Here is a 23,431-nt window from a genome sequence, read left to right on the forward strand (position 1 = left end):
AGGTCGTCAGGATCAGGACTTGGTCTTGAGGTAGGCGATGATGTCGTCGACCTTCTTGGGGTCCTTGATGCCGGGGAAGACCATCTTGGTGCCCGGAACCTTCTTCTTCGGGTCGACCAGCCACTCGTGGAGATTGGCCTCGTCCCAGGTGATGCCGGAGGCCTTCAGGGCCGCCGAGAAGGCGTAGCCGTCCGCGCCTTCGCCGGCCTTCGAGCCCACGACGCCCTTCAGGGTCGGGCCGACGCCGTTCTTCTCGAAGTTGTGGCAAGCCTTGCAGGGGGCGAAGGCCTTCTCGCCGGCGGCGGCGTCGCCCTCGGCATGCGCCGACAGAGGCAGCAGCAGGGCCAGGGCGGCGCCGAACATGACATGACGCATCGTGTTTTTCCTCCTAGAAGCGGCTTCAGCCGCTTGGGCTTATGGCAGAGCTTACCCGTTTAGAACAGATCGAGACAGGAACGCGCAAGGTCCGCCGCGATGAGCTGCGGCCAAAGGAAGCTTCCCCGGCGGCGTTCGGTTCCGCCGCCGCGGTCGAGGCCACGAACCGGATGCGCCGCGCCGGCGTTTGCCCTAAGGTCCACCGCAAAGCGCCGTCCGTCCCTCCGTCTCTCACCGCCGCTTGCTCATAGGCGATCGCGGCTGAGCGGATGATGAAGATGGCCCGCCCCCGGAGGACATGCCCATGTCGATCGCCTTTCCCGTGCCCGATGCCGCCATCGTCGCCCGCCGCGAGGCGATCATCGCGGGCCTCGCCCCCCTGGTCGCTCCGGAGGCCCTGGTCACGACGGAGGACGAGCGCCGCGCCTTCGAGACCGACGGGCTCACCGCCTACCGCAAGATGCCCCTGGCCGTGGTGCTGCCCTCCACCACCGCCGAGGTCTCGGCCGTGATGGCGTTCTGCCACGCCAACGGCGTCCGGGTGGTGCCGCGGGGCGCCGGCACCTCCCTGGCCGGCGGCGCCATCGCCCAGGAGGATGCGGTGATCCTCGGCATCTCGAAGATGAACCGCATCCTGGACATCGATTTCGAGAACCGCACCGCGCGGGTCGAGGCCGGCATCACCAACCTGGCCATCTCGGGCGCGGTCAGCCACGAGGGATTCTTCTACGCCCCCGACCCCTCGAGCCAGCTCGCCTGCACCATCGCGGGCAACATCGCGATGAATTCGGGCGGGGCGCACTGCCTCAAGTACGGGGTGACCACCAACAACCTGCTCGGCGTGACCCTCGTGATGAACGACGGCACCGTGGTGACGATCGGCGGCACGCATCTCGACGCGCCCGGCTACGACCTCCTCGGTCTCGTCTGCGGCTCGGAGGGGCAGCTCGGCATCGTCACCGAGGCGACCGTGCGCATCCTGCGGGCGGCGGAGGGCGCGCGCCCGGCGCTGGTCGGCTTCGGCTCGGTGGAGGATGCGGGCGCCTGTACGGCCGCGATCATCGGCGCGGGCATCATCCCGGTGGCGATCGAGTACATGGACCGCGAGGCGATCCTGATCACCGAGGACTTCGCCCAGGCAGGCTATCCGCGCGACGCCGAGGCCATGCTGATCATCGAGGTCGAGGGGTCCGACGCCGAGTGCACGGCGATGCTCGCCCGCATCGAGGCCATCGCCAGCGACTTCAACCCAACGAGCATCCGGGTCTCGAAATCCGAGGCCGAGAGCGCCGCCATCTGGAAGGGCCGCAAGTCCGCCTTCGGCGCCACCGGCCGGATCTCGGACTACATCTGCATGGACGGCACCATCCCCACCGGGCAGCTCCCCGGGGTGCTGGAGCGCATCGGGGCGATCTGCGCCGAGAAGGGCCTGCGCGTCGCCAACGTGTTCCATGCCGGCGACGGCAACCTGCACCCGCTGATCCTGTTCGACATCAACAAGCCGGGCGAGATGGAGAAGGCGGAGGCGGCCGGCGACGAGATCCTCAAGCTCTGCGTCGAGGTCGGCGGCTGCCTCACGGGCGAGCACGGCGTCGGCATCGAGAAGCGCGAGCTCATGCGCTTCCAGTACGCCCAGGAAGACCTGGAGCAGCAGATGCGGGTGCGGAACGTCTTCGATCCGCACTGGCTGATGAACCCCGCCAAGGTGTTCCCCCTGGAAGGGCGCCTGGTCGCCTGAATGCCGAGAGCCTGAGCGCCCAGGGGTCTGTCAGGTTCCTCCTGAACCAGACAGACCCTCGATTCCGGTCTCGTCGTTCGTCTCTTCGGGATAACCGGTTTCCGCCGATCCCTGACGACCTCTAGGGCTCGGCGCCGAAGGCCTCGCAGCGGAAGGCGCCGTAATCGGTGCGGGCCAGGCGTTCGGCGAGCGCCGGCAGGAACAGCGTCGCTTCCTCGGCGAGCCGCCACGGCGGGTTGACGACGATGAGGCCGTTGCCGTTGAGCCGGGTCGGATCGGGTTCGGACACCATGAGGTCGAGGCGCAGGGCCGGGCGGGCGAGAACCCGGTCGAGCTGCGCCACCATGTGGTCGACCTTGGCCACGTCCTTGATCGGGTACCAGCCGAGATAGATCCCGGTGGGCCACTTGGCCACCGCCCTGGCCAAGGCCGTTCCGAGGCGGTCGATCTCGCCGAGCTCCTCGTAGGGCGGGTCGATCAGGACCACGCCGCGGCGCTCCGGCGGCGGGATCAGCGCGTTGAGCGCGGTCCAGCCGTCGCGATGCATCACCTTCGACAGGGAATCCTGGTTGAAGCGCGCCCGCAGGATCTCGGCATCCGCCGGGTGCAGCTCCACGAACACGCCCTGGTCGGTGGGCCGCAGGAATTCGCGGATCAGGGCGGGCGAGCCGGGATAGGTGTCGGCCCCGTGCCGCTCCTGCACCGCCGCCACCGCCGCGCGGTAGGGCCCGAGCAGGGCTTCCACGGCCTCGGGAAAGGGGGTGTCGAGGCGGCCCCAGCCGTCCCGCCACTCGCCGGTGCGACCGGCCTCGTCGGCGGTGAGGTCGTAGAAGCCGAGGCCCGCATGGGTGTCGATCGCCCGGAAGCCCGTGGGCTTCAGGCAGAGATGCGCCAGCACCCGGCTCAGCACGAGGTGCTTCAGGACATCGGCGAAATTGCCGGCGTGGAAGGCGTGGCGGTAATTCATGGCGTCCGGGCCTGTCTCACCCCGCCCCCCGGCGCTCCGGCCCAGGGTGGAATCGCGGCATCATCTACCGCGCGGCGTCGATGGCGACCGCGTCGGCACGGCAATTCTGGCGCGCCACCTCGGGGCAGGGGGTGAAGCCGCGCAGGTCCTTGGCAAAGCAGATCCGCACCTCCCGGAGCTGGCCGCCCCGGCAGGTCACCGACATCATGTCGGGACGCAGGCCCCGGTTGGCCGCCACGAACTGCCGGGCGATGTCGATCGGCGCCATCCGGGTGTCGCGCTCGGGGGCCTTGAAGGCGTCCGGAAGGGTCACCGCCGCCCGGGCGTCGCGGGCCGCCTGGAAGTAGGAGACCGGGTCGAGACCCGAGCAGGTGCCGTGGGTGCGCCACTCGTGCCGGGCGAGGCCCTCGCTCGGGTAGACCTCGCCCGCCACCGCGATCGCCTGCCGGGTGGGCGACCGCTCGACGGAGGAACAGTTGGACGGGTAGCCGCGGGTGTATTGCGGCCAGAGCCCGTGGACGACGAAGCCGAGGCCGCGTCCCGGGCGGCACTGGCCCTGCGCCTCGCGCCGGGCGCCGGGCCCCTCGCAGTAGGTCGGCGACCAGGACAAGGCCAGGACGTAGAAGTCGAACGTGCCCGGCGTGCCACCGCGCTCGAAACCCTGCGCCATCGCCGGCGACGCCGGTCCGCCCGACGCCATCAGCGCCAGGGTCAGGCCCGCCAGGGTGCCGCGTGCGCGCGACCGGTGCCCGGCGGCAGGGCTCACGGACGGGCTTCGCGGCAGGCCGAGGAATAGGCGTAGGCGAGGTTGCGATCCAGGCCGTGGACGCAGAACTCGATGCCCCAGTCGGCGCCGATGATCCCGAGCCCGTCGCGCACCGAGTAGTCGACCTTGCGGCGGACGCCGTCCGAGGTGGTGGCCACGGCGCTGCAGAAGCGGCGCGGGACGTAGTCGAGGCCCCAGGGGCGCCAGGCCGTGCGCTCGATGTGCTCGTAGCGCAGGATGGTCAGGGACGAGTTCCAGAACTTCGCCTCCTTCTCGGCGAAGTGCGTCGAGAGCCGCTCCAGCACCTCGGGGGCCTGGCAGCCGGGGATGTCGGCGTCGTAGTTGAATTCGCGCTCCTCGGCGGGGGTGATCTCCTCGCGGCCGGAGCGGGCGAGCGCCGGCTGGAGGGCGCCCGCCAGGACGAGGCCGAGGGCGAGGGCGGTGGAGAGGGGATTCGGGCGCATGCCGGCGTCTTTGTTCCGCTGGAGTCCGTGAAGCTGACCCGAACGATGGCGGCTCGGCCCGCCCTGTCAAGCAGGCGGCCGGCCGCGCCGTCGCTTTCCGCGGACCCTGGGGTGCGCCGGGCACACCCCGGATGCGGGACCAGCGCGCCCGTCAGTAGATCGGTTCGGCGAGGCCGGGGGCCGCGAGCGAGAGCGGCTCGGCGGCGAAATCCTCCGGGGGGAGGGCGGCCGCGACCCGGGGCGCCGGGGCGCGCGGCACCGGACCCCGCGGCGCGGCGGCGTAGGCCACCGGCGGAGCGGTCGGACGAACGGGGGCCGGGCCGTGGGCGAGCTGCGCGGCCGGAACCTTCGCGGGTTGGCGCGCCGACATCGGGGCGACGCCGTAGGGATCGTCCTCCTCCACGTCGATCGGGGCCTGGGGCGGGGCGGGCAGGCGCTCGGGCGGACGGGGCCGGGCCGTGGCGCGCGGCACGCCGTCGGCACCGAGCTGCGGTGTGAACTTGATCAGCGGCTGGCAGATGCGACGCAGGCCGCGCGGGTCGTGCCGGGCAAGGTCGACGTGGATGTGGTCGTAGTGGAAGACGTTCGAGCCCGGCGCCAGCACGGTGGAGAACCGGGCGCAGGCCCCGAGGAAGACCTCGCGCAGGAAGCCCTGCTCGGCCTCGGTACCGCGCCAGCCGCCCTTCACGGTGATGACGTAGCCGTCGGCGAGCTTGAACGACATGATGTCGACGGCATTGCCGAAGGAATGCTCGGAGAGCTTGGCGCCGGCCTGGTTGTTGCGGCCGCGGCAGGCATAGGTGCCGGCGTTGATCTCGGCCACGGGCTGGCCGAAATACAGGTTCGCGGCCGGCTGGATCGTGTCGGCGAGCCAGGCCTCGGCCTCGGTCAGCGCCGGGCAGGCCAGGGTCACCCGCTGCTTCAGGGCGACGGTCCCCTTGCCCAGGCGGGTGACGCGATAGGGCTGCAGCATGCCGCAGACGCCCGGCCCGCTGATCTCCTTGACGGGGGTGACGAACTCCGTCGTCTCCACCAGGCGTTTGGCATTGCAGGCCTGCTCGGTCTGGTCACGCCACGGCTCGCGCTGCTCAAACTTGTTGAGTGCACAGCCGGTGAGGCCCGCGCCGAACAGCGTCAGGGCCGAGAACGCGAATACGCTACGCCACATGACGCGGACGATGCGCCGGGTTCCGTAAACGTTGCGTCAACGATGCGGTGCGGGCGGCGTCCCTGTGGACGGGTGTTGACAGGAGGCGGCCGAGGCCGGACCAAGCCCCCATGCTGTCCCTCGTCGATCTCCGCACCCGCATCGCCGCCGGCACCCTCGACCCCGCCGGCGCCATCCGTCTCGCCGAGGCCGCCATCGCGGCGCGCGACCCCGGCATCGGGGCGATCGTCAGCCGAAATCCCGCCCCGGCGATCGCCGGCTCCGGGCCGCTGGCGGGCATCGCGGTCGGGGTCAAGGACATCATCGACACCGCCGACCTGCCGACGCAGATGGGGTCTCCGATCTATGCCGGCTGGCAGCCCAGGGCGGATGCCGCCATCGTGGCGCGTCTGCGGGCGCTCGGCGCCGTGCCCCTGGTCAAGACCAGCACCTCCCCCTTCGCCAGCCACGATCCCACCGCAACGGTGAACCCGCGCGACCCCGGCCACACGCCCGGCGGCTCCTCGGCGGGGTCGGCCGCGGCCGTCGCCGCCGGGATGGTGCCCCTCGCGCTCGGCACCCAGACCGGCGGCTCCGTGATCCGGCCGGCGGCCTTCTGCGGGGTGGCGGCGATCAAGCCGTCCTTCCGGCTCCTGCCGACGGTGGGCGTGAAGACCTTCTCCTGGGCGCTGGACACCGTCGGCCTGTTCGGCGCCGGCATCCGCGACGTCGCCCAGGGCCTGAGCCTGATCGCCGACCGGCCCGCCCTCGACCTCGATCTGGACGCGGCCCCCCAGGCTCCGCGCCTCGGCCTCTGCCTCCAGGGCTTCGCCGACGCGCCCGACCCGGACGCCCTCGCCGCCCTGCACCGGGCCGCCCGCGCGGCCGAGGCCGCCGGCGCCCGGGTCGTCGACCTCGTCCTGCCGGCCCCGCTGCCGGAGGCCTGGGCGCAGCACCCCGTCATCCAGGACTACGAGGCACGCCAGGCGCTGGCCTGGGAATACGCCCACCACCGGGCGCAGCTCAGCCCGGAACTCGGCACGCAGCTCGATGCGGCCCAGGATCTCGTCGCCGCTCAGTACGACGCGGCGCGCCGCGCCGCGCACCGGGCCCGGCGCGCGTTGAAGGACCTGTTCGGAGATTTCGACGCGATCCTGACCCTGTCGGCCCCGGGCCGGGCGCCGGCCGGCCTCGGCACCACGGGCGACGCGCGCTTCAACCGCCTCTGGACCCTGATGGGCGTGCCCTGCGTCACCGTCCCGGTCCCCGGGGACGGCCTGCCCCTGGGCGTTCAGGTCGTCGCCCGCTTCGGCGACGATGGCCGGGCACTCGCCGTGGCACGGATGATCGAGCAAGCCCTGGCGGTGTAGCGCCCCGACGCCGCAAGCCGACGAGATAGAACGACGACTGCCCCTCGCCCCTGCCCGTATTACAGACGATCGCCCCGATGCATTCCTGGAAACAGGCCGTGGCCCGGGCCTTCGACGGGGCCGAGGGCTATGACGGCGCGGCGGCGATCCAGGCCGTGGTGGCGGAGCGCCTGGCCCGGCGCATCGGGGCCGAGCCCCTGGCACAGGCGCCGCGCACCCTCGAGGTCGGCTGCGGCACCGGCCTGCTGACCGCGCATCTGCGCCGGCGCCTGCCGGGGGGCGTTCTCGTGGCCTCGGACCTCGCCCCCGCCATGGTGCAGCGCTGCCGCGCCCGCCTCACCGGAACCGCGGACCTGCGCTTCGTCGTCATGGATGCCGAGCGGCCGGCTTTCGCGCCCGGCTTCGACCTCATCGCCTCGAGCCTCGCGGCGCAATGGTTCGAGGACCTTCCCGGAACCCTGGCGCGCCTCGCCGCGCTGCTGGCCCCCGGCGGCCTGCTGGCAGTGGCGACGCTGGGCGCGGGCACCTTCGCCGAGTGGCGGGCGGCGCATGCGGCTCTGGGCCTGGAGGCGGCGACGCCCGTCTATCCGGCCTTGTCGGACCTCGCCGCGCTGGCCTGTCCGGGCTGCACCCTCGCGGTCTCCGCCGAGCCCGTGGTCGAGGCCCATGCCGACGGCCGGGCCTTCCTGGGTTCCCTGCGCGCCATCGGCGCCGGGACGCCCGGCGCCGCGCGGACCCTCGCGCCGGGCACGATGCGGCGGGTGCTGCGGGGCTTCGAGGCGGGGGGCGCGCAGGTCACCTACGAGGTCGCGACGCTGCTCATCCGGCGCGCGCGACAGGGTTAAGGGTTTTCACGTGCAACAGCGGCTCAGGCCGCGGGTTGGGTGTCGCCGCCCGGGCCGCCGCCCCGTCGCAGCAGGAACACGCCCTGCGCGCCCATCAGGTTCCAGACCCACCAGGGCATCGCGAAGCGCATCGGCCGGCCCCTGGCATCGAGGGCGGTGGCCTTCTCGATCTCGGCGTTCACGGTCCGGCACAGGCCGACGAAGTCGCGGATCGTGCAGTGATGGATGTTCTGGGTCTCGTACCATTCCTCGGGCATCAGGGCCGTGACCGGCATGCGACCCCGCAGGGCGAGTTCCGAGCGCACCCGCCAATGGCCGAAATTCGGGAAGGAGATGATCACCTGCCGGCCGATGCGCAGGAGGTGCTCCAGCACGATGCGCGGGTTGCGCGTCGCCTGGATGGTCTGAGACAGGACGACCACGTCGAAGGCGTCGTCGGGATAGTTCGCCAGATCGGTGTCGGCGTCCCCCTGGATCACCGGCAGGCCCCGGGCGAGGCAGGCGTTCACGCCCTCCCGCGACAGCTCGATGCCGCGTCCGTCCACGCCGCGCCGGTCTCGCAGCAGGGCGAGCAAGGCGCCGTCGCCGCAGCCGATGTCGAGGACCCGGGCGTTCGCCGGCACGAGGTCGAGCACCACGAGGTGGTCGACGCGGGTGCTGCCGGCCTCCTCGCGCGGCAGCGTCTCCGCCGCCTCCCAGGGCCGGTGCGCGAACCTCTCCGATCCCGTCACAGGCCGCGGGCCCGGGCAGCGGCGTCGATGTAGCCGCGTGCGGCGGCGAACATCGCCGGCTCGTCGAGGAGGAAGGCGTCGTGGCCCTTGTCGCTCTCGACCTCCACGAAGGCGACCGGGGCCGAGGCCGCGTTCAGGGCGTGGACGATGGCGCGGGATTCGGAGGTTGGGAACAGCCAGTCGGAGGTGAAGGAGATCACGCAGAACCGGGTCTTCGTGCCCCGGAAGGCCTTGGCCAGCACTCCGCCCTGGTCGGCGGCGAGGTCGAAATAGTCCATCGCCCGGGTGAGGTAGAGATAGGCGTTGGCGTCGAAGCGCTCGACGAAGCTGAGGCCCTGGTGGCGCAGGTAGCTCTCGATCTGGAAGTCGGCGTTGAACGAGAAGGTGGGTGCCGAGCCGCCCTGAAAGCGGCGGCCGAACTTGCGGTGCAGGGCCGGCTCCGACAGGTAGGTGATGTGCGCGCCCATGCGGGCGACGCCGAGGCCCTTGGCCGGCCGGGTGCCGGCCTCGAGGTAGCGCCCCTCGGCCCAGGCGGGATCGGCCATGATCGCCTGCCGGCCGACCTCGTGGAAGGCGATGTTCTGCGCGGAGTGGCGGGGCCCGGTGGCGATCGGCATCGCGGCGAAGACCCGCTCGGGGTAGCTCGCGGCCCATTGCAGCACCTGCATGCCGCCCATGGAGCCGCCGATGCAGAGGAACAGGTCGCGGATGCCGAGCCGGTCGAGCAGCATGGCCTGGGCCCGGACCATGTCGCGGATGGTCACGAGGGGGAAGTCGAGGCCGTAGGCCCGGCCCGTGGCCGGGTCGGTCGAGGCCGGGCCGGTGGAGCCCATGCACGAGCCGATGACGTTCGAGCAGACGACGAAGTAGCGGTCGGTGTCCACGGGCTTGCCCGGCCCCACCAGGGTCTCCCACCAGCCGCGCTTGCCCGTCACCGGATGGGTGTGGGCGAAGTGCTGGTCGCCCGTGAGCGCGTGGCAGATCAGGACGGCGTTGGAGCGGTCCGCGTTGAGGGTGCCCGCCGTCTGGTAGGCGATCTGGAACGGTGCGAGCTGCACGCCGGCATCCATCGCCAGGGGCTCGTCCAGGCCGAACTGCGCCACGAGGCCCTTGGGCTCGCGGGCCTGGGACAGCTCGGCGCCCGGCGCGTCGGCGCGCACCGATTCGTCTTCGGGCGTGCCTGGCTTGAGGGCGGTATCCAGCGACATGGTCATGAAACGGGTTGGAGGAGACGGCGCGTCGGTCCGGGCGGGACGGAAGGGACGGCTCGGCGTGCCATCCGGAGAGAAGACCATGCGTCGTGAGGCGTTGAGGTAGTGTGCGCTCCCTCACGCGTCAACGAAAGGGCCACGCACCGCGCTTGGGGCCCGCCCACGGTTTCACAACCGCCCGGTCGCGCCGGTTCCGGGCAAACGGCTCTGGCCCTTCGGCGCGCGCGATCGTAGACCGGGGCGGTGGCGCCCGGGAGGCGAGACCCCGGCGCCGGCTCCCCCGATCGTCCCCACCGCACCCTCGCGAGCCCCCGATGCGCTTCACGACGAGACCCGCGCCGCCCCTCGACAACCTCGGCGACCTGCGCGCCGAGATCGATCGGATCGACGCCGAGATGCACGCCCTGCTGATCCAGCGCGGGTCGATCATCGACCGGCTGATCGCGGTCAAGCGCACCTCGGCCAGCGGCTCGGCCTTCCGGCCCGGACGCGAGGCCTCGATGATGCGGCGCGTCGCCGAGCGCCATCGCGGGCTCCTGCCCCTCGACACCGTGGAAGGGATCTGGCGGGTCATCATCGCCACCTTCACCTACGTGCAGGCGCCGTTCTCGGTCCATGCGGACATCTCGGGCGGGGATGCGCCGATGCGCGATTCCGCCCGCTTCCATTTCGGGTTCACGGTGCCCTACCGGCCCCACCCCACCTGCCTCGCGGTGATCGAGGCGGTGGCCGCCTCCCGCGGCGACCTCGGCATCTTCCGCCTCGACCCCGACGGCTCGGGCGCCACCACCGACGCCGCGCCTTGGTGGGAAGGGCTCGTGGGCGCCGGCCGGCCCAAGGTCATCGCGCGCCTGCCCTTCATCGAGCGGCCCACCCACCCGGCCGGCACCCCGGTCTTCGTGGTCTCGAACCCGCTGGACGATCCGGCGGCGGCCCAGCGCGACTGGGTCCTCCATGCCACCCGCGTCGCCGCCTGGGAGCCGGAGGCCGCGCGCGCCCTGCAGGACCTCTACGGCGAGGTCGTCGCCCGCGCAGCCGGGCCGGACGGGCACGGCCTGCTCCTCGCCGTCCCCGGCGGGGTCAGCGCCCGGCAGCTGCACGAGGCCCTGACCCGGGCCGGCGCCGCCCCCGAGACCCTCGACGAGATCGGCAGCCACGCCGCCCGCTTCCGGGTCTGAGGCATGCGCGTCTGAGGGACGCGGATCTGAGGCATGCGGGTCCGAGGGACGCGGGCCGGAGGCACGGGGCCCGCTCGCAAAGCCGGGCCAGCTTTGTTAGACGGGCGCTTCGCCGATCCACCGGCGGCCGCCAGGTCCTCGTCCATGTCCTCGTCCATGTCCCCGTCCTCCGCCTCCGCCCCCGTCGCTCCCTCGCGCCCGGTGCCCCGCCCCGGCGTCCTCGCCATCGAGGCCTACGTGCCCGGCAAGAGCGGGGCGCCCGGCCATGCCAAGGTGCACAAGCTCTCCTCAAACGAGACCCCGCTGGGCCCGAGCCCGAAGGCGGTGGCGGCGATGCGGGCGGAAGCCGCCAAGCTCGAACTCTACCCGGAGGGCACATCCCGGGTGCTGCGCGAGGCGATCGCCGCCCGCTACGGCCTCGACCCGGCGCGGATCGTCTGCGGCGCGGGCTCCGACGAGCTCCTGTCCTTCCTGGCCTACGCGTATCTTGGGGCCGGCGACGAGGGGATCTTCACCGAGCACGGCTTCCTGGTCTACCGGATCGCCATCCTGGCCGCCGGCGGCACCCCCGTGGTGGTGCCCGAGCGCGACCTGCGCGCCGACGTCGACGCGCTGCTGGCCGCCGTCACGCCGCGCACCAGGATCGTCTACCTCGCCAACCCCAACAACCCGACCGGCACCTACCTGCCCTTCGACGAGATCCGTCGCCTGCATGCGGGCCTGCCGCCCCACGTCCTCCTCGTCCTCGACGGCGCCTACGCGGAATACGTGCGGGCGAACGACTACAGCGCCGGCCTCGACCTCGCGCTCGAGGCCAACAACGTCGTGATGACCCGGACCTTCTCGAAGATCCACGGGCTGGCGGCGCTCCGCATCGGCTGGATGGTCGGCCCGTCGGAAGTGGTCGACGCCGTCAACCGCATCCGGGGACCCTTCAACCTGTCGGGGGCCGGCATCGCCGCCGGGGCGGCCGCCATCGCGGACGACGTGCACGTGGCCGCCGCCGTCGCCCACAACGACACCTGGCTCGCCACGATGACGGGGGCGGTGCACGAACTCGGGCTGACCGTGACGCCGAGCGTCGCGAACTTCATCCTCGTCCACTTCCCCGACGCGCCGGGCCGGACGGCCGCCGAGGCCGACGCGTTCCTCTCCGCCCGGGGCGTCATCACCCGGCGGGTCTCGTCCTATGGGTTGCCCCACGCCCTGCGCGTCACCGTCGGCGGCGAGGAGGCGAACACCGCCTTCCTCGACGCCCTGACCGCCTTCGTGCGGGGCGAGACCCGTGGCTGAGATCGACGCGCCCCCCCTGGAGACCCTGGCCATCGTCGGCCTCGGGCTGATCGGCTCCTCGATCGCCCGGGGCGCCCGGCAGTTCGGCCTCGCCCGGCGCATCGTCGCCCTCGACCGCGACGCCGCGGTGCTGGAGCGGGTGCGGGCGCTCGGCCTCGCGGACACGGCCACGGACGACCTCGCCGCGGGCGTGGCGGGGGCCGATCTCGTCATCCTGTGCGTACCGGTGGGCGCCGTCGGCGCGGTGGCCGAGATCCTGGGTCCGGCCCTGAAGCCGGGAGCCATCGTGTCGGATGTCGGCTCGGTCAAGGCCTCGGTGGTGGCGGCCGTCACGCCGCATCTGCCCGCCGGCGTGCATTTCGTGCCGGCGCACCCCGTGGCCGGCACCGAGTATTCGGGGCCGGATGCCGGATTCTCGACCCTGTTCTCCGGACGCTGGTGCATCCTCACTCCGGCCGAGGACACCGACCCGGCTGCGACCGCGCGAGTCCAGGCCTTCTGGGAAGGCCTGCGCGCCATCGTCGAGACGATGACGCCGGAGCATCACGACCTCGTCCTGGCCATCACCAGCCACGTACCGCACCTCATCGCCTACAACATCGTCGGCACCGCCGCCGACCTCGAGGCCGTGACCCAGTCCGAGGTGATCAAGTTCTCGGCCGGCGGCTTTCGCGACTTCACCCGCATCGCCGCCTCCGACCCGACCATGTGGCGGGACGTGTTCCTGACCAACAAGGACGCGGTGCTGGAGATGCTGGGGCGCTTCAACGAGGACCTCGCGGCCCTGGCTCGGGCGATCCGCTGGGGCGACGGCGAGGCCCTGCACGACCTCTTCACCCGCACCCGCGCCATCCGCCGGGGCATCGTCGCCATGGGCCAGGAGACGGCCGAGGCCGATTTCGGCCGCGGGCGCCCGAGCGACCCCGCGGCCTGAGGCGCGTCCCCCGCGCGGGCGGTCGCTCAGTAGAGCGGCGGCAGTTGCACGTTGGGGATCGGGAACGGGCCGAGCATCAGGCGGCCCTCGGCGAGGCGCAGGGGCGGCAGGGGCTTGAGGGCATCGTCGGCCGGGGCCGCGACGCCGGCCTCGGCACTGGCCTGGCTGCGACGCCCGAGGAGCTGGCCGACGAGGCTGCCGATCAGCGCGCCCTTCTCGGCACCGAAGCGCTGGCCCATGACCTGGCCGACCAGGGCCTCGACGCCGGCCGCGCGCAGGTCGAGCTGGCCCTGGAGCCGGTGCGCGGCGTCGAGGTCGAGGCGGCCCTTGGCCTGAAGCCGGCGCTCGCCCTTGGCCAGGGACAGCAGCGCGATGTCGAGGCCGCCGCCGGCCTGGCGCCAGTCCTCCAGCTCCTTGGCCACGGTGCCGGTGCCGAGGGCCGTGGCGCGGCTCACGGTGGCGTCGAGGGCGAGGTCGGCCGGGTCGGCATTGCCCAGCGCCGCGTCGACCAGCGGCAGGCGAATCCGGTTCGCCCGCAGGCTGGTGTCGATGGACCCCTCCGATTCGAAGCGGCCCGGGGTCGGACGGGCGTGGAGCTCGAGGTGCTGGGTGTCGAACGCGATCGGCTCGGGACCGGCGCCGCGCACCACGCCCTTGGCGCCGTTGGCCACCACGGAGGCACGCACGAAGCCGTCGGAGGCGCCATGGAAGCTGCCCTCCAGGGAGGTCCAGGTCGCGTCCGCCGTGAGGTCGCCCTGCTCGACGTGGAACGGCCCGCCGACCTCGAGGATGCCCTGGCGCGGCTGGTAGACCTGGGTCACCGCCGTGACCGGCCCGAGGGTGAAGCGGCTGTCGGAGCGGCTGAAGGCCAGGGAGGCGCAGCGCAGCTCGATGCGGAAGGGATAGCCGGTGATGCTGCGGTCGGTGCAGGTCCAGGTCCGGCCCGCGGCCGCTTCCTGCGCGATCCAGCCATCCATCTCGGAGGCGGCCCGGTGGCGGATGTAGAACCACCCGAGCGACCAGGCGATCACGAGGGTGGCGAGGAGAATGTAGGGGAGGAACAGCCCCTTGCGCGAGAGGGGACGGGTCGGGGTCGGGCTCTGCGCCATCGCGTGTCGGTATCCTGCGCTCGCGTCACGGGCCTGCGGCCATCGTCGGGGCAGCCCGGATGCAAGGCTTGGCAGGGTCTCGGCGGCGAAAGCATGGCAGGGCCCCACGGGCGCTGCAAAACGCGAAGCCGTGACGTCAGCGGAGCGACCGCTCCGCCGCGATCAGTTCGCGGCGTCGGCCTTCTGCTCGCTCCCGAGATCGGCCACGATGGCCTCGCGCTCGGCCTCGTCCTCGGCCAGCCGGTGGACGTGCATCTCGGTCGCGCCCTTGTGCCGGGCCCGGGCGATCCAGTTCCGGTGCAGGCGTTCCCGCGGGCTCTGCCCGGCGGAGGCCACCGAGACGAGTTCGCCGACGCCCGAGGCGTCGCGGCGCACCGCCATCACCACGGCCTCGCCCATGTCGTCGAGCTCGGGCTCAGCCAGCTCATGGATGCCGACCACGTAGCGGCGGCCGGACCGGCCGCGCCAGGCGCTGAGCACCAGGGCGGGGGTCCCGCGCAGGCCGGCCGTCGTCCTCAGGCGTTCCTCGCGCACTTCCTGTCTCCGTGCTCGATCGTCCTTCAGGTCGCGCAGGGCGGCCGACCAGGACAGGGCTCTCTTGTTCGCCATTTGTTCCACATTAATCTTAACGGTTCGTTGGCGTCAAGGACGACGCCCCGGCCTCCAATGAGATGGGGATGACGGAAGTTATCCACAAGTCGTACACAGGGGCAACCCGGCCCCGGCGACCCCCTCAGGCGACGGGCGATCCGTTCCGCCGGGCCTTGGCCGGAGAGGCCGGGACGGCATCCGGAATCGCGTGCCCGGCGGCCGCGAGTTCGTTCCGGCCGGCAGCCAGCAGCGCGTCCGACGCGGACTCGATCCGGCCCTGGACCACCTCGAGGAAGCGGGCCCGGTCCAGGCCCGGCGCGATCGGGGCGAGGAACTCGATCACCGCAGTGCCGGGCCGGCGGACCAGGCGGCGGCGGGGCCAGTGCAGGCCCGTGTTCAGGGCGACGGGCAGGCAGGGCACGCCGAGGGCGGCGTACAGGTGGGTGATGCCGAGCTTGTAGGCGGGGGCCGCGCCGGGCGGGCGGCGGGTGCCTTCGGGGAAGATGATGAGCTGGCGCCCGTCCCGGATGGCCCGGGCGGCGGCCTCGTTCATGGCGGTCATCGCCCGGGCCCCCTTGCTGCGGTCGATGGCGACCATGCCGGAGCGCGAGAGGAACCACCCGATCAGCGGGATCCAGAGCAGCTCGCGCTTGAGGATGTAGGCGAAGTCCGGGAAGGCGGTGACGAGGGCCAGGGTCTCCAGGGCCGACTGGTGCTTGGCCGCCACCAGGAGGGGGCCGGACGGGATGTTCTCGACGCCCCGGAACTCCACCGTGATGCCGCCCACCACCCGCAGGAGCCACAGGGTGACGCGGCCCCAGAGCTGGGCCAGCCGGATGACCCCGCGCCGGGAGACGAGGGTCGGCAGCCCACCGATCGCGATGAGGGTCGTGGCGACGTAGAAGGCGAGGTTGAACGCGAGGGAGCGGACGAGGAGCATCGGGAACCTGGAGGAGACAGCCCGGGACAGGGCGCGGCCCGGCTCCCGTGTAGCGTGCGATCTCGTCCCAGACCATCCGAGCGCGGGATTATCCGCCCCCTCAGTCCCCCTCCGCCAGGGTGCCGCGCTGGCGCGGATCGGCGGCGCCCGCCAGCAGCCCGTCGGCGGCCTGCACCGAATTGGCCGAGCCGGAGGTCGCCCCGACGCGGACCGTGTGACCGCGGGCCCTGAGCAGGGCCAGGGTGTCGGGGGAGAGGCCTTCCTCGGCCATCAGCACGTCCGGCTGCCACTGGTGGTGGATGCGCGGCGCGGCCACGGCCTCGGCCAGGTTCATGCGGAAGTCGAGCACGTTGACGATGACCTGCAGCACCGTCGAGATGATGCGGCTGCCGCCGGGGCTGCCCGTCACCAGGACGAGCCGGCCGTCGCGGAAGACGAAGGCGGGGGTCATCGAGGAGAGGGGCCGGGCCCCGGGCGAGACCGCGTTGGCGACGCTGCCGACGAGGCCGTAGGCGTTGCGGGCGCCGGGCTTGGCGGAGAAATCGTCCATCTCGTTGTTCAGGAGCACGCCGGTGCCCTCCGCCACGAGGCCGAGCCCGTAGGAGAAGTTCAGGGTGGTGGTGTTCGAGACCGCGTTGCCGGCCCTGTCCACCACGGAGAAATGGGTGGTCTGGTCAGATTCGAAGGGGAGGGGATCGCCCGCCTTCACCTCGGCGGCGGGCCGGGCGCGGGCGGGATCGATCCCGGCCCGCAGGCGCGCCGCGTAGGGCTTGGCGATCAGGCCCTCCATCGGCACCTGGGTGCGGGCGGGGTCGCCGAGCCAGGTCGCCCGGTCGGCATAGGCCGGCTTCATCGCCTCGGCCAGGGTGTGGAGGGCATCGGCGCTGCCCGCCCCCATGCGGGCGAGGTCGAAGCCCTCCAGCACGTTCAGGATCTCGACGAGGTGGATGCCGCCGGAGCTCGGCGGCGGCATCGACGCGATGGCGTAGCCCCGGTAGGTGCCGCGCACGGGCTCGCGGAGCACCGGGCGATAGGCGGCAAGATCTTCGGCCGTCATCACCCCGCCCGCGGCCCGCACGGTGGCGGCGATGCGCTCCGCGATGGGGCCCGTGTGGAAGGCGTCGGGGCCGGATGTCGCGATGGCCGCGAGGGTGTCGGCGAGATCGGTCTGGACCAGCCGTTCACCGCGCTCCAGGGGTCTATCGCCGGCAAAGAAGATTTTTCGCGAAGACGGCCAGCGGCCGAGCAGGCCGGCGGCGCGGGGCAGCGAGTCCGCGAGGCCCGACTCCACCGGGATGCCCTCGCGGGCGAGTTTCTCGGCCGGGGCGATCAGGTCGGCCAGGGTGAAGCGGCCCGAGCCGTAGAGGCGGTGCGCCTCGGCCAGACCCCGCACGGTGCCGGGCACGCCCACCGCCTTGCCGGTGCGGGTGGAGGCGGCGCGGTCGGGCTCGCCCCGGGGGTCGAGGAACATGTCGGAGCGGGCGGCGGCCGGGGCGGTCTCGCGGTAATCGAGGGCGATCGTCTCGTCGCCCTCAGCCCGGTGGATCATCATGAAGCCGCCGCCGCCGAGGTTGCCGGCCCGCGGCAGGGTCACGGCCAGGGCGAAGCCGACCGCCACGGCGGCGTCGATGGCGTTGCCGCCGGCGCGCAGGATCGCGACGCCGACGCGGGTGGCCCGCGCCTCCTGCGAGGCGACCATGCCGTGGGCGCCGAGCACCGGCAGCAGGCGGGCGTCGTCGGACTGGATCGGCGGCGGCTCCGGCAGGGCCGAGGCGGGGCCGGGCCCCCCTTGCGCGAGACCCGGCCCCGTGGCGGACAGGACCGTGCCGGCCAGAACCAGGGCGAGGGCGATGCGCGAGGAGGTCAGCCGCATGTCAGGCGCGTCCGTTGTCGCGGGGCGGGAGGACGGGCGCGCCGCGATGGCGCCCCGCGATCAACCAGTAGACGAGGCCCGACGCCGCGCCGGTGAGGAACAGCACCGCGGTGATGCGCCCCTCCAGCGCCAGGGTCTCGGCGCTCGCCCCGCTGCGCGACAGGCCGCGGGCGAGCCAGGGCACGGAGGCGGTGAGGAGACCGGTCCCGGCGCCGTACCAGCTGGCGGCGCGCCAGCCCAGGACCGCCCCGAGGACGGCCACCAGGACCGGCGGCACCACCAGGAGCACGAACAGCGCGCGGGCGATGGCGGCGAGCGCGAACAGCAGGGTCTCGGGACCAATCCCGGAGGCGAGGTCGGTCAAACCGGAGAACAGCCCGACGAGGCCGAGGCGGGACAGGGTCTCGCTGGTGGCCGGGTCGAGCATCGCGCCGAGGGCCAGAACGGCCGCCCCGCAGGGGATCGCCAGGACCAGGGCGAGGCTCGCGATGAACAGGTCGCCGAGGAGACGCACCCCTCAGTCTTCGTCGCCGTCGTCGGCGCCCGCATAGACGCCCTCGGCGCCGATGCCGTCCTCCAGCATCATCCGGGCCCGGGCCCGCAGCTTCTCGGTCTCGCTCTTCAGCTGGCCGCAGGCGGCCAGGATGTCGCGACCGCGCGGGGTGCGCACGGGTGAGGCGTAGCCGGCTTCGTAGATGATGTCCGAGAACTGTTCGATGCGGTCCCAGTCCGAGCATTCGTAGGCGCTGCCCGGCCAGGGATTGAACGGGATCAGGTTGATCTTGGCCGGGATGCCCTTGAGCAGGCGCACCAGCTCGCGCGCGTCGGCGTCGCTGTCGTTCACGCCCTTCAGCATCACGTACTCGAAGGTGATGCGGCGGGCGTTGTTCAGGCCGGGATAGGACCGGCAGGCGGCCAGCAGCTCGGCGAGCGGGTACTTGCGGTTCAGGGGCACGAGGGTGTCGCGGAGGTCGTCGCGCACCGCGTGCAGGGAGATCGCCAGCATGGCGTGGGCCTCGTCGCCGAGGCGCTGCATCTGCGGCACCACGCCGGAGGTCGAGACGGTGATGCGCCGGCGGGAGAGGCCGAGGCCCTCCTGGTCGGCCATCACGCCGACGGCGTCGACGACGTTGTCGAGATTGTAGAGGGGCTCGCCCATGCCCATGAAGACGATGTTGGTGACCTTGCGCCGGGTCTCGTCGGCGCCGGGGGCGGTCGGATTCTGGCCGGCCCAGTCGTTGAGGTGGTCGCGGGCGACGACGAGCTGCGCGGTAATCTCGGCCGCCGTCAGGTTGCGCACGAGGCGCTGCGTGCCGGTGTGGCAGAACGAGCAGGTGAGGGTGCAGCCGACCTGGCTCGAGACGCAGAGGGTGCCGCGCCCGCGCCCCGGGATGTAGACGCACTCGATCTCGGCGCCGCGGTTGTGGTCGTGCTTGCCCGTAGGGGCCATGCGCATGAGCCACTTGCGCGTGCCGTCGCGGGACACCTGCTCGGTGACCACCTCGGGCCGGTCGAGGGTGTAGGCCTCGGCGAGCTGAACCTTCAGGCCCTTGCCCACATTGGTCATCTCGTCGAAGGCCTTGGCGCCGCGCACGTTGAGCCAGTGCCAGATCTGGCCCGAGCGCATGCGCTGCTCGCGCTCGGAGACGCCGATGGCGCCGAGCCGGGCCTTCAGCTGCTCACGGGTGAGCCCCACGAGGGAGGCGCGCCCGAGAGGGGCCGCCTGCGGCTCGAACTCGGGCAGCTTCTCGATTGCGGGAACGGCGCTCGCGTCGCGCCGGGCGGTGTCGAACGACGCCGTCGCCATGATCTGGATGAACCTTCGGACTTGGGATGGGTCCGATATAGGGGATTCGGCTCGAAAACGCGAATGCGGGCGGGTGTCCCGGCCTCGGGCCTCGTCCCGGACCGGTCCCCAGGGCCGGCCGGCGCGCGCCGCCCGGCCGGCGGGCCCTTACTGTGCCGGCTTGACCTCGCCGGGCTTGCCCTCGCCCGGGGAGGCGCCGGCGGCGGGCGCTTCGGCGGGCGGAGCGGGCAGGAGGACGTTCTTGCTGATGCTGCCCTCGGGACCGTACTCCCCCGCCACGGCAACGCAGGCCTTCTCGCGGTTGAGCTGCATCTGGTTCGACATCAGGGCGAACATGGTCTGCACCCGCCCGCCGAACGGTCCGCGGGGGCTGACGTCGGCGGCGCGCACGTTCTGCTTCTCGAGGAGGGCGTCGAACTCCTCCGTGCCGATGCGGTAGCCGCAGACATTGGCGGCGGCGAAGATGTAGGCGGCGAATTCCAGGGCCCGCGGCGCGGGCGCGTTGCGGATCTGGGCCTGCGCGGCGAGCGGCAGGGCGAGACTGGTGGCGAGGCAAGCGACGCGGCCTGCGGCCTGCGGGAGACGAGCGAACATGCGTGGGGTTTCCTCAGGCGCGGAGGCTTCGCGCTCCGCTTGCGCGCTGAGATAGGCCCCGGGCGCGACGCGTCAAACGCCGGCCCCACCGCGAGTCTCAGCCGAGCCGGCTGAGCAGCCGGTCCATCAGCGGATTGTCCGGCGTGAAGGCATAGTCGATCTTGCGCACGTTCACGGCGCCCGCCCCGGCCTTCACCAGGGCGTCGGCGAGGTCGAACACGGCATCGACGGGGCAGTGCAGCACCATCTCGCCGCGGCCCTCGGGCGCGCCGTAGGGCAGGGCCGCGTCGTGCAGGGCGGCGATGCCGGCGAGATCGATGTCGCCGTCGTCGGGCATGGCGGCGCGGACCTCGCGGGTGGTGCGGGCGCGCTCCTCCGCCTGGATGCGGCCGAGGACGGCGCGCAGGGCCCGGCGCTGGGGCTCGCCCCAGGGAGCGTTCAGGGAGGCGACGAGGTTCGCCTCCGAGCGCAGGATGATCCCGTCCTCCAGGATCTTCAGGGCGTTGGCGGCCAGCGTCGCCCCCGTGGTGGTGATGTCGACGATGATCTCGGCCGAACCCGCCGCCGGGGCCCCCTCGGTGGCGCCCAGGCTCTCGACGATGCGGTAATCCGCCACGCCGTGCTCGGCGAAGAAGCGGCGGGTGAGGTTGATGTACTTCGTGGCGATGCGCAGGCGCTTGCCGTGGCGGACCCGCATCTCGGCGGCGACCTCGTCGAGGTCGCTCATGGCGCGGACGTCGATCCAGGCCTGGGGCACGGCGACCACCACGGTGGCCTGGCCGAAGCCGAGGGGCGTCAGCAGCTCGACCTGGCCGCGGGCGTCGGGCAGCGACTCGCGGATCAGGTCCTCGCCGGTGATGCCGAGATGGGCCGCCCCGCTGGCGAGCTGGGCCGCGATCTCGGAGGCTGAGAGGTAGCGCACCTCGACGCCCGGCACGCCCACGAGCTTTCCGCGGTAGTCGCGCGCGCCGGTGTTCTGGGCGAGCTTGAGGCCGGCCCGGGCGAAGAAGGCGGCGGCGTTCTCCTGCAGCCGGCCCTTGGAGGGAACCGCGAGGACGAGGGAATCCGGTTCAGCCAACGGTCGCGTCCTTCGCGGTGGGGGCGTCCGCGACGACCCGCGAGAGCCAGACGGCGCAACCGACGGCAGGCACGGGCACGGGGCTCCCGAGGTGCTGGAGCAGGCCGTCGTAGCGGCCGCCGCCCACCAGGGGCAGCTTCGGCGCATCGGGCGCCGTGCCCTCGAAGATGAAGCCGGTATAGTAGTCGAGGTTGCGGGCGAAGCCGCCGGAGAAGCGGAAGTTCTCCACGGCCAGGCCGCGGGCGGCCATGAAGCCGGTGCGCTCCTCGAACAGGTCGAGGGCCGCGTCGAGGGGCGGATGGTCGAGGCCGGCCTCCTGCACCAGGGCCCGCACCGCGGCGGCGGCGCTGTCGGGATCGCCCTCGATGGCGCGATAGCGATCGATGAGCGCGCGGTTCTCGGGGTTGAGTCCGGAACCCCCACTCGCCTGCGCGGAGGCCTTGGCGAGGAAGCGCTCGGCGATCTCGCCGGCGCTGCGGCCGCCGACCCGCGAGATGCCCGCGATCGACAGCACGTCCTCCACGAAGGCGCGAACCCCCTTCGGATCCTGGCCCTGGATCGCGGCGAGGAGACCCGCATGGGGGTCTTCCGTGCGCAGGCCGTTGGTGACCGCGTCGAGGGAACGGCCGGCGGCCAGCGCCCGCAGGGTGCGGCGCTTGGCGGTGGGCGGCACGCTGAGGGCGTCCAGCAGGGCGTCGACGAGACCCATGTCGCCGAGGCGGACGGCGACGTCGCTGCGCCCGAGCAGGGCAAGGCCCTCGAGGGCGAGGCCGATCACCTCCGCGTCGGCGGCCGGCGTGTCGGTGCGCCCGACCGACTCGATGCCGGCCTGGAGGAACTCGTCCGGCTCGTCGCCGGCGAGCCGGAAGACGGGTCCGAGGTAGCTGTAGTCGGCCCCCTGCGGGTCCTTGGGCGCGGAAAACTTCGGGGCATGCGCAAGGTGGTGGCGGCAGACCGGAATCGTGAATTCCGGGCGCAGGCAGAGCTCGCTGCCCGCAGCGTCCTGGGTCACGAAGATGCGCCGGCGGATGTCCTCGCCGGACAGTTCGAGGAACGGCTCCACCGGCTGCAGCACAGGCGGCGTCACGGCGCCGTAGCCGGCCTCCTGGAAATGGGCGAGCAGGCGCAGGTGCTCCTGCGATCGTTCGCCCGCGGTGCCCCCGCCTGCCTCCGGTCTCGTCATCGTCTCGCCTGCCGCCTCGTCGCGGGCTCTAGTAGCAACCGGGCCTGCACTTGGCGATGGCTTTCGGCGCTGCCGTCCGGCCCGGAACGCTAGACCCAGCCCTGCAATTCGCGCCGGACCACGGTCTCGATCACCGTCATGCCGAGGTCGCTGTCGTTCAGGCAGGGGATGTAGGCGAACTGCTCGCCGCCATTGTCCTCGAAGTAGTGCCGGTTCTCGCCGTCGAGCTCCTCCAGGGTCTCGAGGCAGTCGGCGGTGAAGCCGGGCGCCACGATCGCCATGCGCTTGACGCCGCTCTTGGCGAGGGTCTGCACCGTCTCGTCGGTGTAGGGCCGCAGCCATTCCTCGTTGCCGAAGCGCGACTGGAAGGTGGTGCGCATCTTCTCCGTCGAGAATCCCAGCGCCTCGCGGATCAGGCGCCCGGTCTTCACGCACTGGCAATGATAGGGGTCGCCCTTGAGGAGGTAGCTCTTCGGCACCCCGTGGAACGAGGTCAGGATCACCTCGGGCTCGAAGTCGAGCTTGGCCAGGCCCTCGCGGATCGAGGTCGCCATCGCGTCGATGTAGACGGGGTCGTCGTGATAGGGCGGCGAGACGCGCACCGTCGGCTGCCAGCGCATCTGCATCAGGGCCTTGAAGGCCTGGTCGCAGGCCGTGGCCGAGGTCGCGGCGGCGTATTGCGGATAGAGCGGCACCAGGAGGATGCGGTCGCAGCCCTGGTCGAGCAGGGCCTGGATCCGCACGGAGACCTCCGGCTTGCCGTAGCGCATCGCCCAGTCGACCACGACCGAATCCCCCATGGCCGCCTGCAGGCGCTCGGCCTGGCCGCGGGTGATCGTCTTCAGGGGGCCCTCGTCGCGCTCGTTGTTCCACACGCTGGCGTAGTCGCGGCCCTTCGGCCCCGGGCGCTTCGTCAGGATGACGAGATTGAGGAGCGGCCACCAGATCAGGCGCGGCACCTCGATCACCCGGCGGTCGGAAAGGAATTCCTTGAGGTAGCGGCGCATCGGCCAGTAGCTCGTGCCCTCCGGCGTCCCGAGATTCATCAGGAGGACGCCGACCCGGCCCCAGCGCACCGGCGGATGCTCGGCCGGCAGGGAGGCTTGTCCCGGTGCGGGTCCGGGGGCGGATCCCGGAACCGGTCCGGGAGCGCTTCCGGGTCCGCCCGTCTGGGTCGGGAGCGACAGTCCGTCCTGCGGGAGCGGCGGTGCGACGCGTTCGTTCATCGGGTTTCCGT

General features: G+C 72.5%; 23 protein-coding genes. 6 read left to right on the top strand and 17 right to left on the bottom strand.

All coding sequences use genetic code 11. The features are described from left to right. Positions 1-12 precede the first annotated feature (12 nt). Positions 13-375: a c-type cytochrome gene (locus ASG63_RS16195; protein ID WP_056218463.1), complete on the bottom strand. Its 363-nt coding sequence runs from the start codon at positions 373-375 to the stop codon at positions 13-15. A gap of 304 nt (positions 376-679) precedes the next feature. On the opposite strand from ASG63_RS16195, the gene ASG63_RS16200 reads away from it, so the two are divergent. Continuing rightward, positions 680-2,113 (top strand): FAD-linked oxidase C-terminal domain-containing protein, encoded by a 1,434-nt coding sequence (locus ASG63_RS16200; protein WP_056218466.1) that lies wholly within the window; start codon positions 680-682, stop codon positions 2,111-2,113. A gap of 121 nt (positions 2,114-2,234) precedes the next feature. On the opposite strand, the gene ASG63_RS16205 is transcribed toward ASG63_RS16200, so the two are convergent. From ASG63_RS16205 to ASG63_RS16220, 4 genes are all read right to left on the bottom strand, one after another. Beyond that, complete coding sequence (locus tag ASG63_RS16205; RefSeq protein WP_056218469.1) at positions 2,235-3,080, bottom strand: 23S rRNA (adenine(2030)-N(6))-methyltransferase RlmJ; 846 nt, start codon at positions 3,078-3,080, stop codon at positions 2,235-2,237. A gap of 64 nt (positions 3,081-3,144) precedes the next feature. After that, positions 3,145-3,780: a ribonuclease T2 family protein gene (locus ASG63_RS16210; protein ID WP_056219433.1), complete on the bottom strand. Its 636-nt coding sequence runs from the start codon at positions 3,778-3,780 to the stop codon at positions 3,145-3,147. A 62-nt stretch (positions 3,781-3,842) separates the two neighbouring features. Then, the gene (locus tag ASG63_RS16215) at positions 3,843-4,310 is read right to left on the bottom strand and encodes a hypothetical protein (protein ID WP_056218471.1); all 468 of its coding nucleotides are present in this window, start codon (positions 4,308-4,310) and stop codon (positions 3,843-3,845) included. 151 nt (positions 4,311-4,461) lie between these two features. Next, positions 4,462-5,478, bottom strand: coding sequence for an extensin-like domain-containing protein (locus ASG63_RS16220; RefSeq protein ID WP_056218473.1), 1,017 nt, complete (start codon positions 5,476-5,478; stop codon positions 4,462-4,464). Between the two features lie 110 nt (positions 5,479-5,588). Here ASG63_RS16220 and ASG63_RS16225 point away from each other — a divergent pair, with 110 nt between their 5' ends. Both ASG63_RS16225 and ASG63_RS16230 read left to right on the top strand, forming a co-directional pair. Beyond that, positions 5,589-6,827, top strand: a complete 1,239-nt coding sequence (locus ASG63_RS16225) for an amidase (RefSeq protein ID WP_056218475.1) — start codon at positions 5,589-5,591, stop codon at positions 6,825-6,827. Positions 6,828-6,904: 77 nt separating this feature from the next. After that, positions 6,905-7,672 (top strand): methyltransferase domain-containing protein, encoded by a 768-nt coding sequence (locus ASG63_RS16230; RefSeq protein ID WP_056218478.1) that lies wholly within the window; start codon positions 6,905-6,907, stop codon positions 7,670-7,672. 23 nt (positions 7,673-7,695) lie between these two features. Here ASG63_RS16230 and metW read toward each other — a convergent pair whose 3' ends face one another. Both metW and metX read right to left on the bottom strand, forming a co-directional pair. Further along, on the bottom strand, positions 7,696-8,403 hold the full coding sequence (metW, locus tag ASG63_RS16235; protein WP_082487441.1) for a methionine biosynthesis protein MetW: 708 nt from the start codon (positions 8,401-8,403) through the stop codon (positions 7,696-7,698). Then, complete coding sequence (gene metX, locus ASG63_RS16240; protein ID WP_443189804.1) at positions 8,400-9,605, bottom strand: homoserine O-acetyltransferase MetX; 1,206 nt, start codon at positions 9,603-9,605, stop codon at positions 8,400-8,402. The genes metW and metX overlap by 4 nt, the downstream gene beginning before the upstream one ends. A 323-nt stretch (positions 9,606-9,928) precedes the next feature. Between metX and ASG63_RS16245 the strand changes: the two genes are divergently transcribed. The 3 genes from ASG63_RS16245 to ASG63_RS16255 all read left to right on the top strand — a co-directional run bounded on the left by ASG63_RS16245 (position 9,929) and on the right by ASG63_RS16255 (position 13,019). Beyond that, entirely contained in the window at positions 9,929-10,792 is an 864-nt protein-coding gene (locus ASG63_RS16245; protein ID WP_056218486.1) for a chorismate mutase, read from the top strand. Positions 10,793-10,948: 156 nt separating this feature from the next. Beyond that, positions 10,949-12,085: a pyridoxal phosphate-dependent aminotransferase gene (locus ASG63_RS16250; protein WP_056219439.1), complete on the top strand. Its 1,137-nt coding sequence runs from the start codon at positions 10,949-10,951 to the stop codon at positions 12,083-12,085. A gap of 1 nt (position 12,086) precedes the next feature. Beyond that, positions 12,087-13,019 carry a prephenate/arogenate dehydrogenase family protein gene (locus ASG63_RS16255; protein ID WP_056219443.1) on the top strand — a complete coding sequence of 311 codons (933 nt, stop codon included), beginning with the start codon at positions 12,087-12,089 and terminating at the stop codon, positions 13,017-13,019. Between the two features lie 26 nt (positions 13,020-13,045). On the opposite strand, the gene ASG63_RS16260 is transcribed toward ASG63_RS16255, so the two are convergent. The 10 genes from ASG63_RS16260 to hemH form a co-directional block, all read right to left on the bottom strand. Next, positions 13,046-14,128, bottom strand: a complete 1,083-nt coding sequence (locus ASG63_RS16260) for a DUF2125 domain-containing protein (protein WP_056218488.1) — start codon at positions 14,126-14,128, stop codon at positions 13,046-13,048. Between the two features lie 162 nt (positions 14,129-14,290). Beyond that, complete coding sequence (locus tag ASG63_RS16265) at positions 14,291-14,737, bottom strand: hypothetical protein (protein ID WP_055946546.1); 447 nt, start codon at positions 14,735-14,737, stop codon at positions 14,291-14,293. Positions 14,738-14,861: 124 nt separating this feature from the next. Beyond that, the gene (locus tag ASG63_RS16270) at positions 14,862-15,659 is read right to left on the bottom strand and encodes a lysophospholipid acyltransferase family protein (protein WP_056218491.1); all 798 of its coding nucleotides are present in this window, start codon (positions 15,657-15,659) and stop codon (positions 14,862-14,864) included. A gap of 100 nt (positions 15,660-15,759) precedes the next feature. After that, entirely contained in the window at positions 15,760-17,532 is a 1,773-nt protein-coding gene (gene ggt, locus ASG63_RS16275; RefSeq protein ID WP_056218494.1) for a gamma-glutamyltransferase, read from the bottom strand. Position 17,533: 1 nt separating this feature from the next. After that, complete coding sequence (locus ASG63_RS16280) at positions 17,534-18,046, bottom strand: hypothetical protein (RefSeq protein ID WP_056218499.1); 513 nt, start codon at positions 18,044-18,046, stop codon at positions 17,534-17,536. A 3-nt stretch (positions 18,047-18,049) separates the two neighbouring features. Then, positions 18,050-19,339 (bottom strand): 23S rRNA (adenine(2503)-C(2))-methyltransferase RlmN, encoded by a 1,290-nt coding sequence (rlmN, locus tag ASG63_RS16285; protein WP_056218502.1) that lies wholly within the window; start codon positions 19,337-19,339, stop codon positions 18,050-18,052. 147 nt (positions 19,340-19,486) lie between these two features. Then, complete coding sequence (locus ASG63_RS16290) at positions 19,487-19,933, bottom strand: hypothetical protein (protein ID WP_056218505.1); 447 nt, start codon at positions 19,931-19,933, stop codon at positions 19,487-19,489. Between the two features lie 97 nt (positions 19,934-20,030). Further along, positions 20,031-21,011: an ATP phosphoribosyltransferase gene (gene hisG, locus ASG63_RS16295; protein ID WP_056218509.1), complete on the bottom strand. Its 981-nt coding sequence runs from the start codon at positions 21,009-21,011 to the stop codon at positions 20,031-20,033. Beyond that, positions 21,004-22,194: an ATP phosphoribosyltransferase regulatory subunit gene (locus ASG63_RS16300; RefSeq protein WP_056218512.1), complete on the bottom strand. Its 1,191-nt coding sequence runs from the start codon at positions 22,192-22,194 to the stop codon at positions 21,004-21,006. Before ASG63_RS16300 ends, hisG begins: the two co-directional genes overlap by 8 nt. A gap of 89 nt (positions 22,195-22,283) precedes the next feature. Further along, the gene (hemH, locus tag ASG63_RS16305) at positions 22,284-23,420 is read right to left on the bottom strand and encodes a ferrochelatase (protein ID WP_244472679.1); all 1,137 of its coding nucleotides are present in this window, start codon (positions 23,418-23,420) and stop codon (positions 22,284-22,286) included. Positions 23,421-23,431 lie beyond the last annotated feature (11 nt).

It is taken from the genome of Methylobacterium sp. Leaf94, from assembly GCF_001426045.1.
In the GTDB taxonomy this organism is placed as follows: domain Bacteria; phylum Pseudomonadota; class Alphaproteobacteria; order Rhizobiales; family Beijerinckiaceae; genus Methylobacterium.

Bases quoted from the DNA above. Each gene is read 5' to 3' on its own strand.
- ASG63_RS16220 (WP_056218473.1), bottom strand. From the start codon at position 5,478: ATGTGGCGTAGCGTATTCGCGTTCTCGGCCCTGACGCTGTTCGGCGCG.
- ASG63_RS16250 (WP_056219439.1), top strand. From the start codon at position 10,949: ATGTCCCCGTCCTCCGCCTCCGCCCCCGTCGCTCCCTCGCGCCCGGTG.
- ASG63_RS16270 (WP_056218491.1), bottom strand. From the start codon at position 15,659: ATGCTCCTCGTCCGCTCCCTCGCGTTCAACCTCGCCTTCTACGTCGCC.
- ASG63_RS16210 (WP_056219433.1), bottom strand. From the start codon at position 3,780: ATGGCGTCGGGCGGACCGGCGTCGCCGGCGATGGCGCAGGGTTTCGAG.
- rlmN (WP_056218502.1), bottom strand. From the start codon at position 19,339: ATGGCGACGGCGTCGTTCGACACCGCCCGGCGCGACGCGAGCGCCGTT.
- ASG63_RS16300 (WP_056218512.1), bottom strand. From the start codon at position 22,194: ATGACGAGACCGGAGGCAGGCGGGGGCACCGCGGGCGAACGATCGCAG.
- hemH (WP_244472679.1), bottom strand. From the start codon at position 23,420: ATGAACGAACGCGTCGCACCGCCGCTCCCGCAGGACGGACTGTCGCTC.
- ggt (WP_056218494.1), bottom strand. From the start codon at position 17,532: ATGCGGCTGACCTCCTCGCGCATCGCCCTCGCCCTGGTTCTGGCCGGC.
- ASG63_RS16260 (WP_056218488.1), bottom strand. From the start codon at position 14,128: ATGGCGCAGAGCCCGACCCCGACCCGTCCCCTCTCGCGCAAGGGGCTG.
- ASG63_RS16200 (WP_056218466.1), top strand. From the start codon at position 680: ATGTCGATCGCCTTTCCCGTGCCCGATGCCGCCATCGTCGCCCGCCGC.
- ASG63_RS16215 (WP_056218471.1), bottom strand. From the start codon at position 4,310: ATGCGCCCGAATCCCCTCTCCACCGCCCTCGCCCTCGGCCTCGTCCTG.
- ASG63_RS16195 (WP_056218463.1), bottom strand. From the start codon at position 375: ATGCGTCATGTCATGTTCGGCGCCGCCCTGGCCCTGCTGCTGCCTCTG.
- ASG63_RS16205 (WP_056218469.1), bottom strand. From the start codon at position 3,080: ATGAATTACCGCCACGCCTTCCACGCCGGCAATTTCGCCGATGTCCTG.
- ASG63_RS16230 (WP_056218478.1), top strand. From the start codon at position 6,905: ATGCATTCCTGGAAACAGGCCGTGGCCCGGGCCTTCGACGGGGCCGAG.
- ASG63_RS16290 (WP_056218505.1), bottom strand. From the start codon at position 19,933: ATGTTCGCTCGTCTCCCGCAGGCCGCAGGCCGCGTCGCTTGCCTCGCC.
- ASG63_RS16245 (WP_056218486.1), top strand. From the start codon at position 9,929: ATGCGCTTCACGACGAGACCCGCGCCGCCCCTCGACAACCTCGGCGAC.
- ASG63_RS16225 (WP_056218475.1), top strand. From the start codon at position 5,589: ATGCTGTCCCTCGTCGATCTCCGCACCCGCATCGCCGCCGGCACCCTC.
- ASG63_RS16265 (WP_055946546.1), bottom strand. From the start codon at position 14,737: ATGGCGAACAAGAGAGCCCTGTCCTGGTCGGCCGCCCTGCGCGACCTG.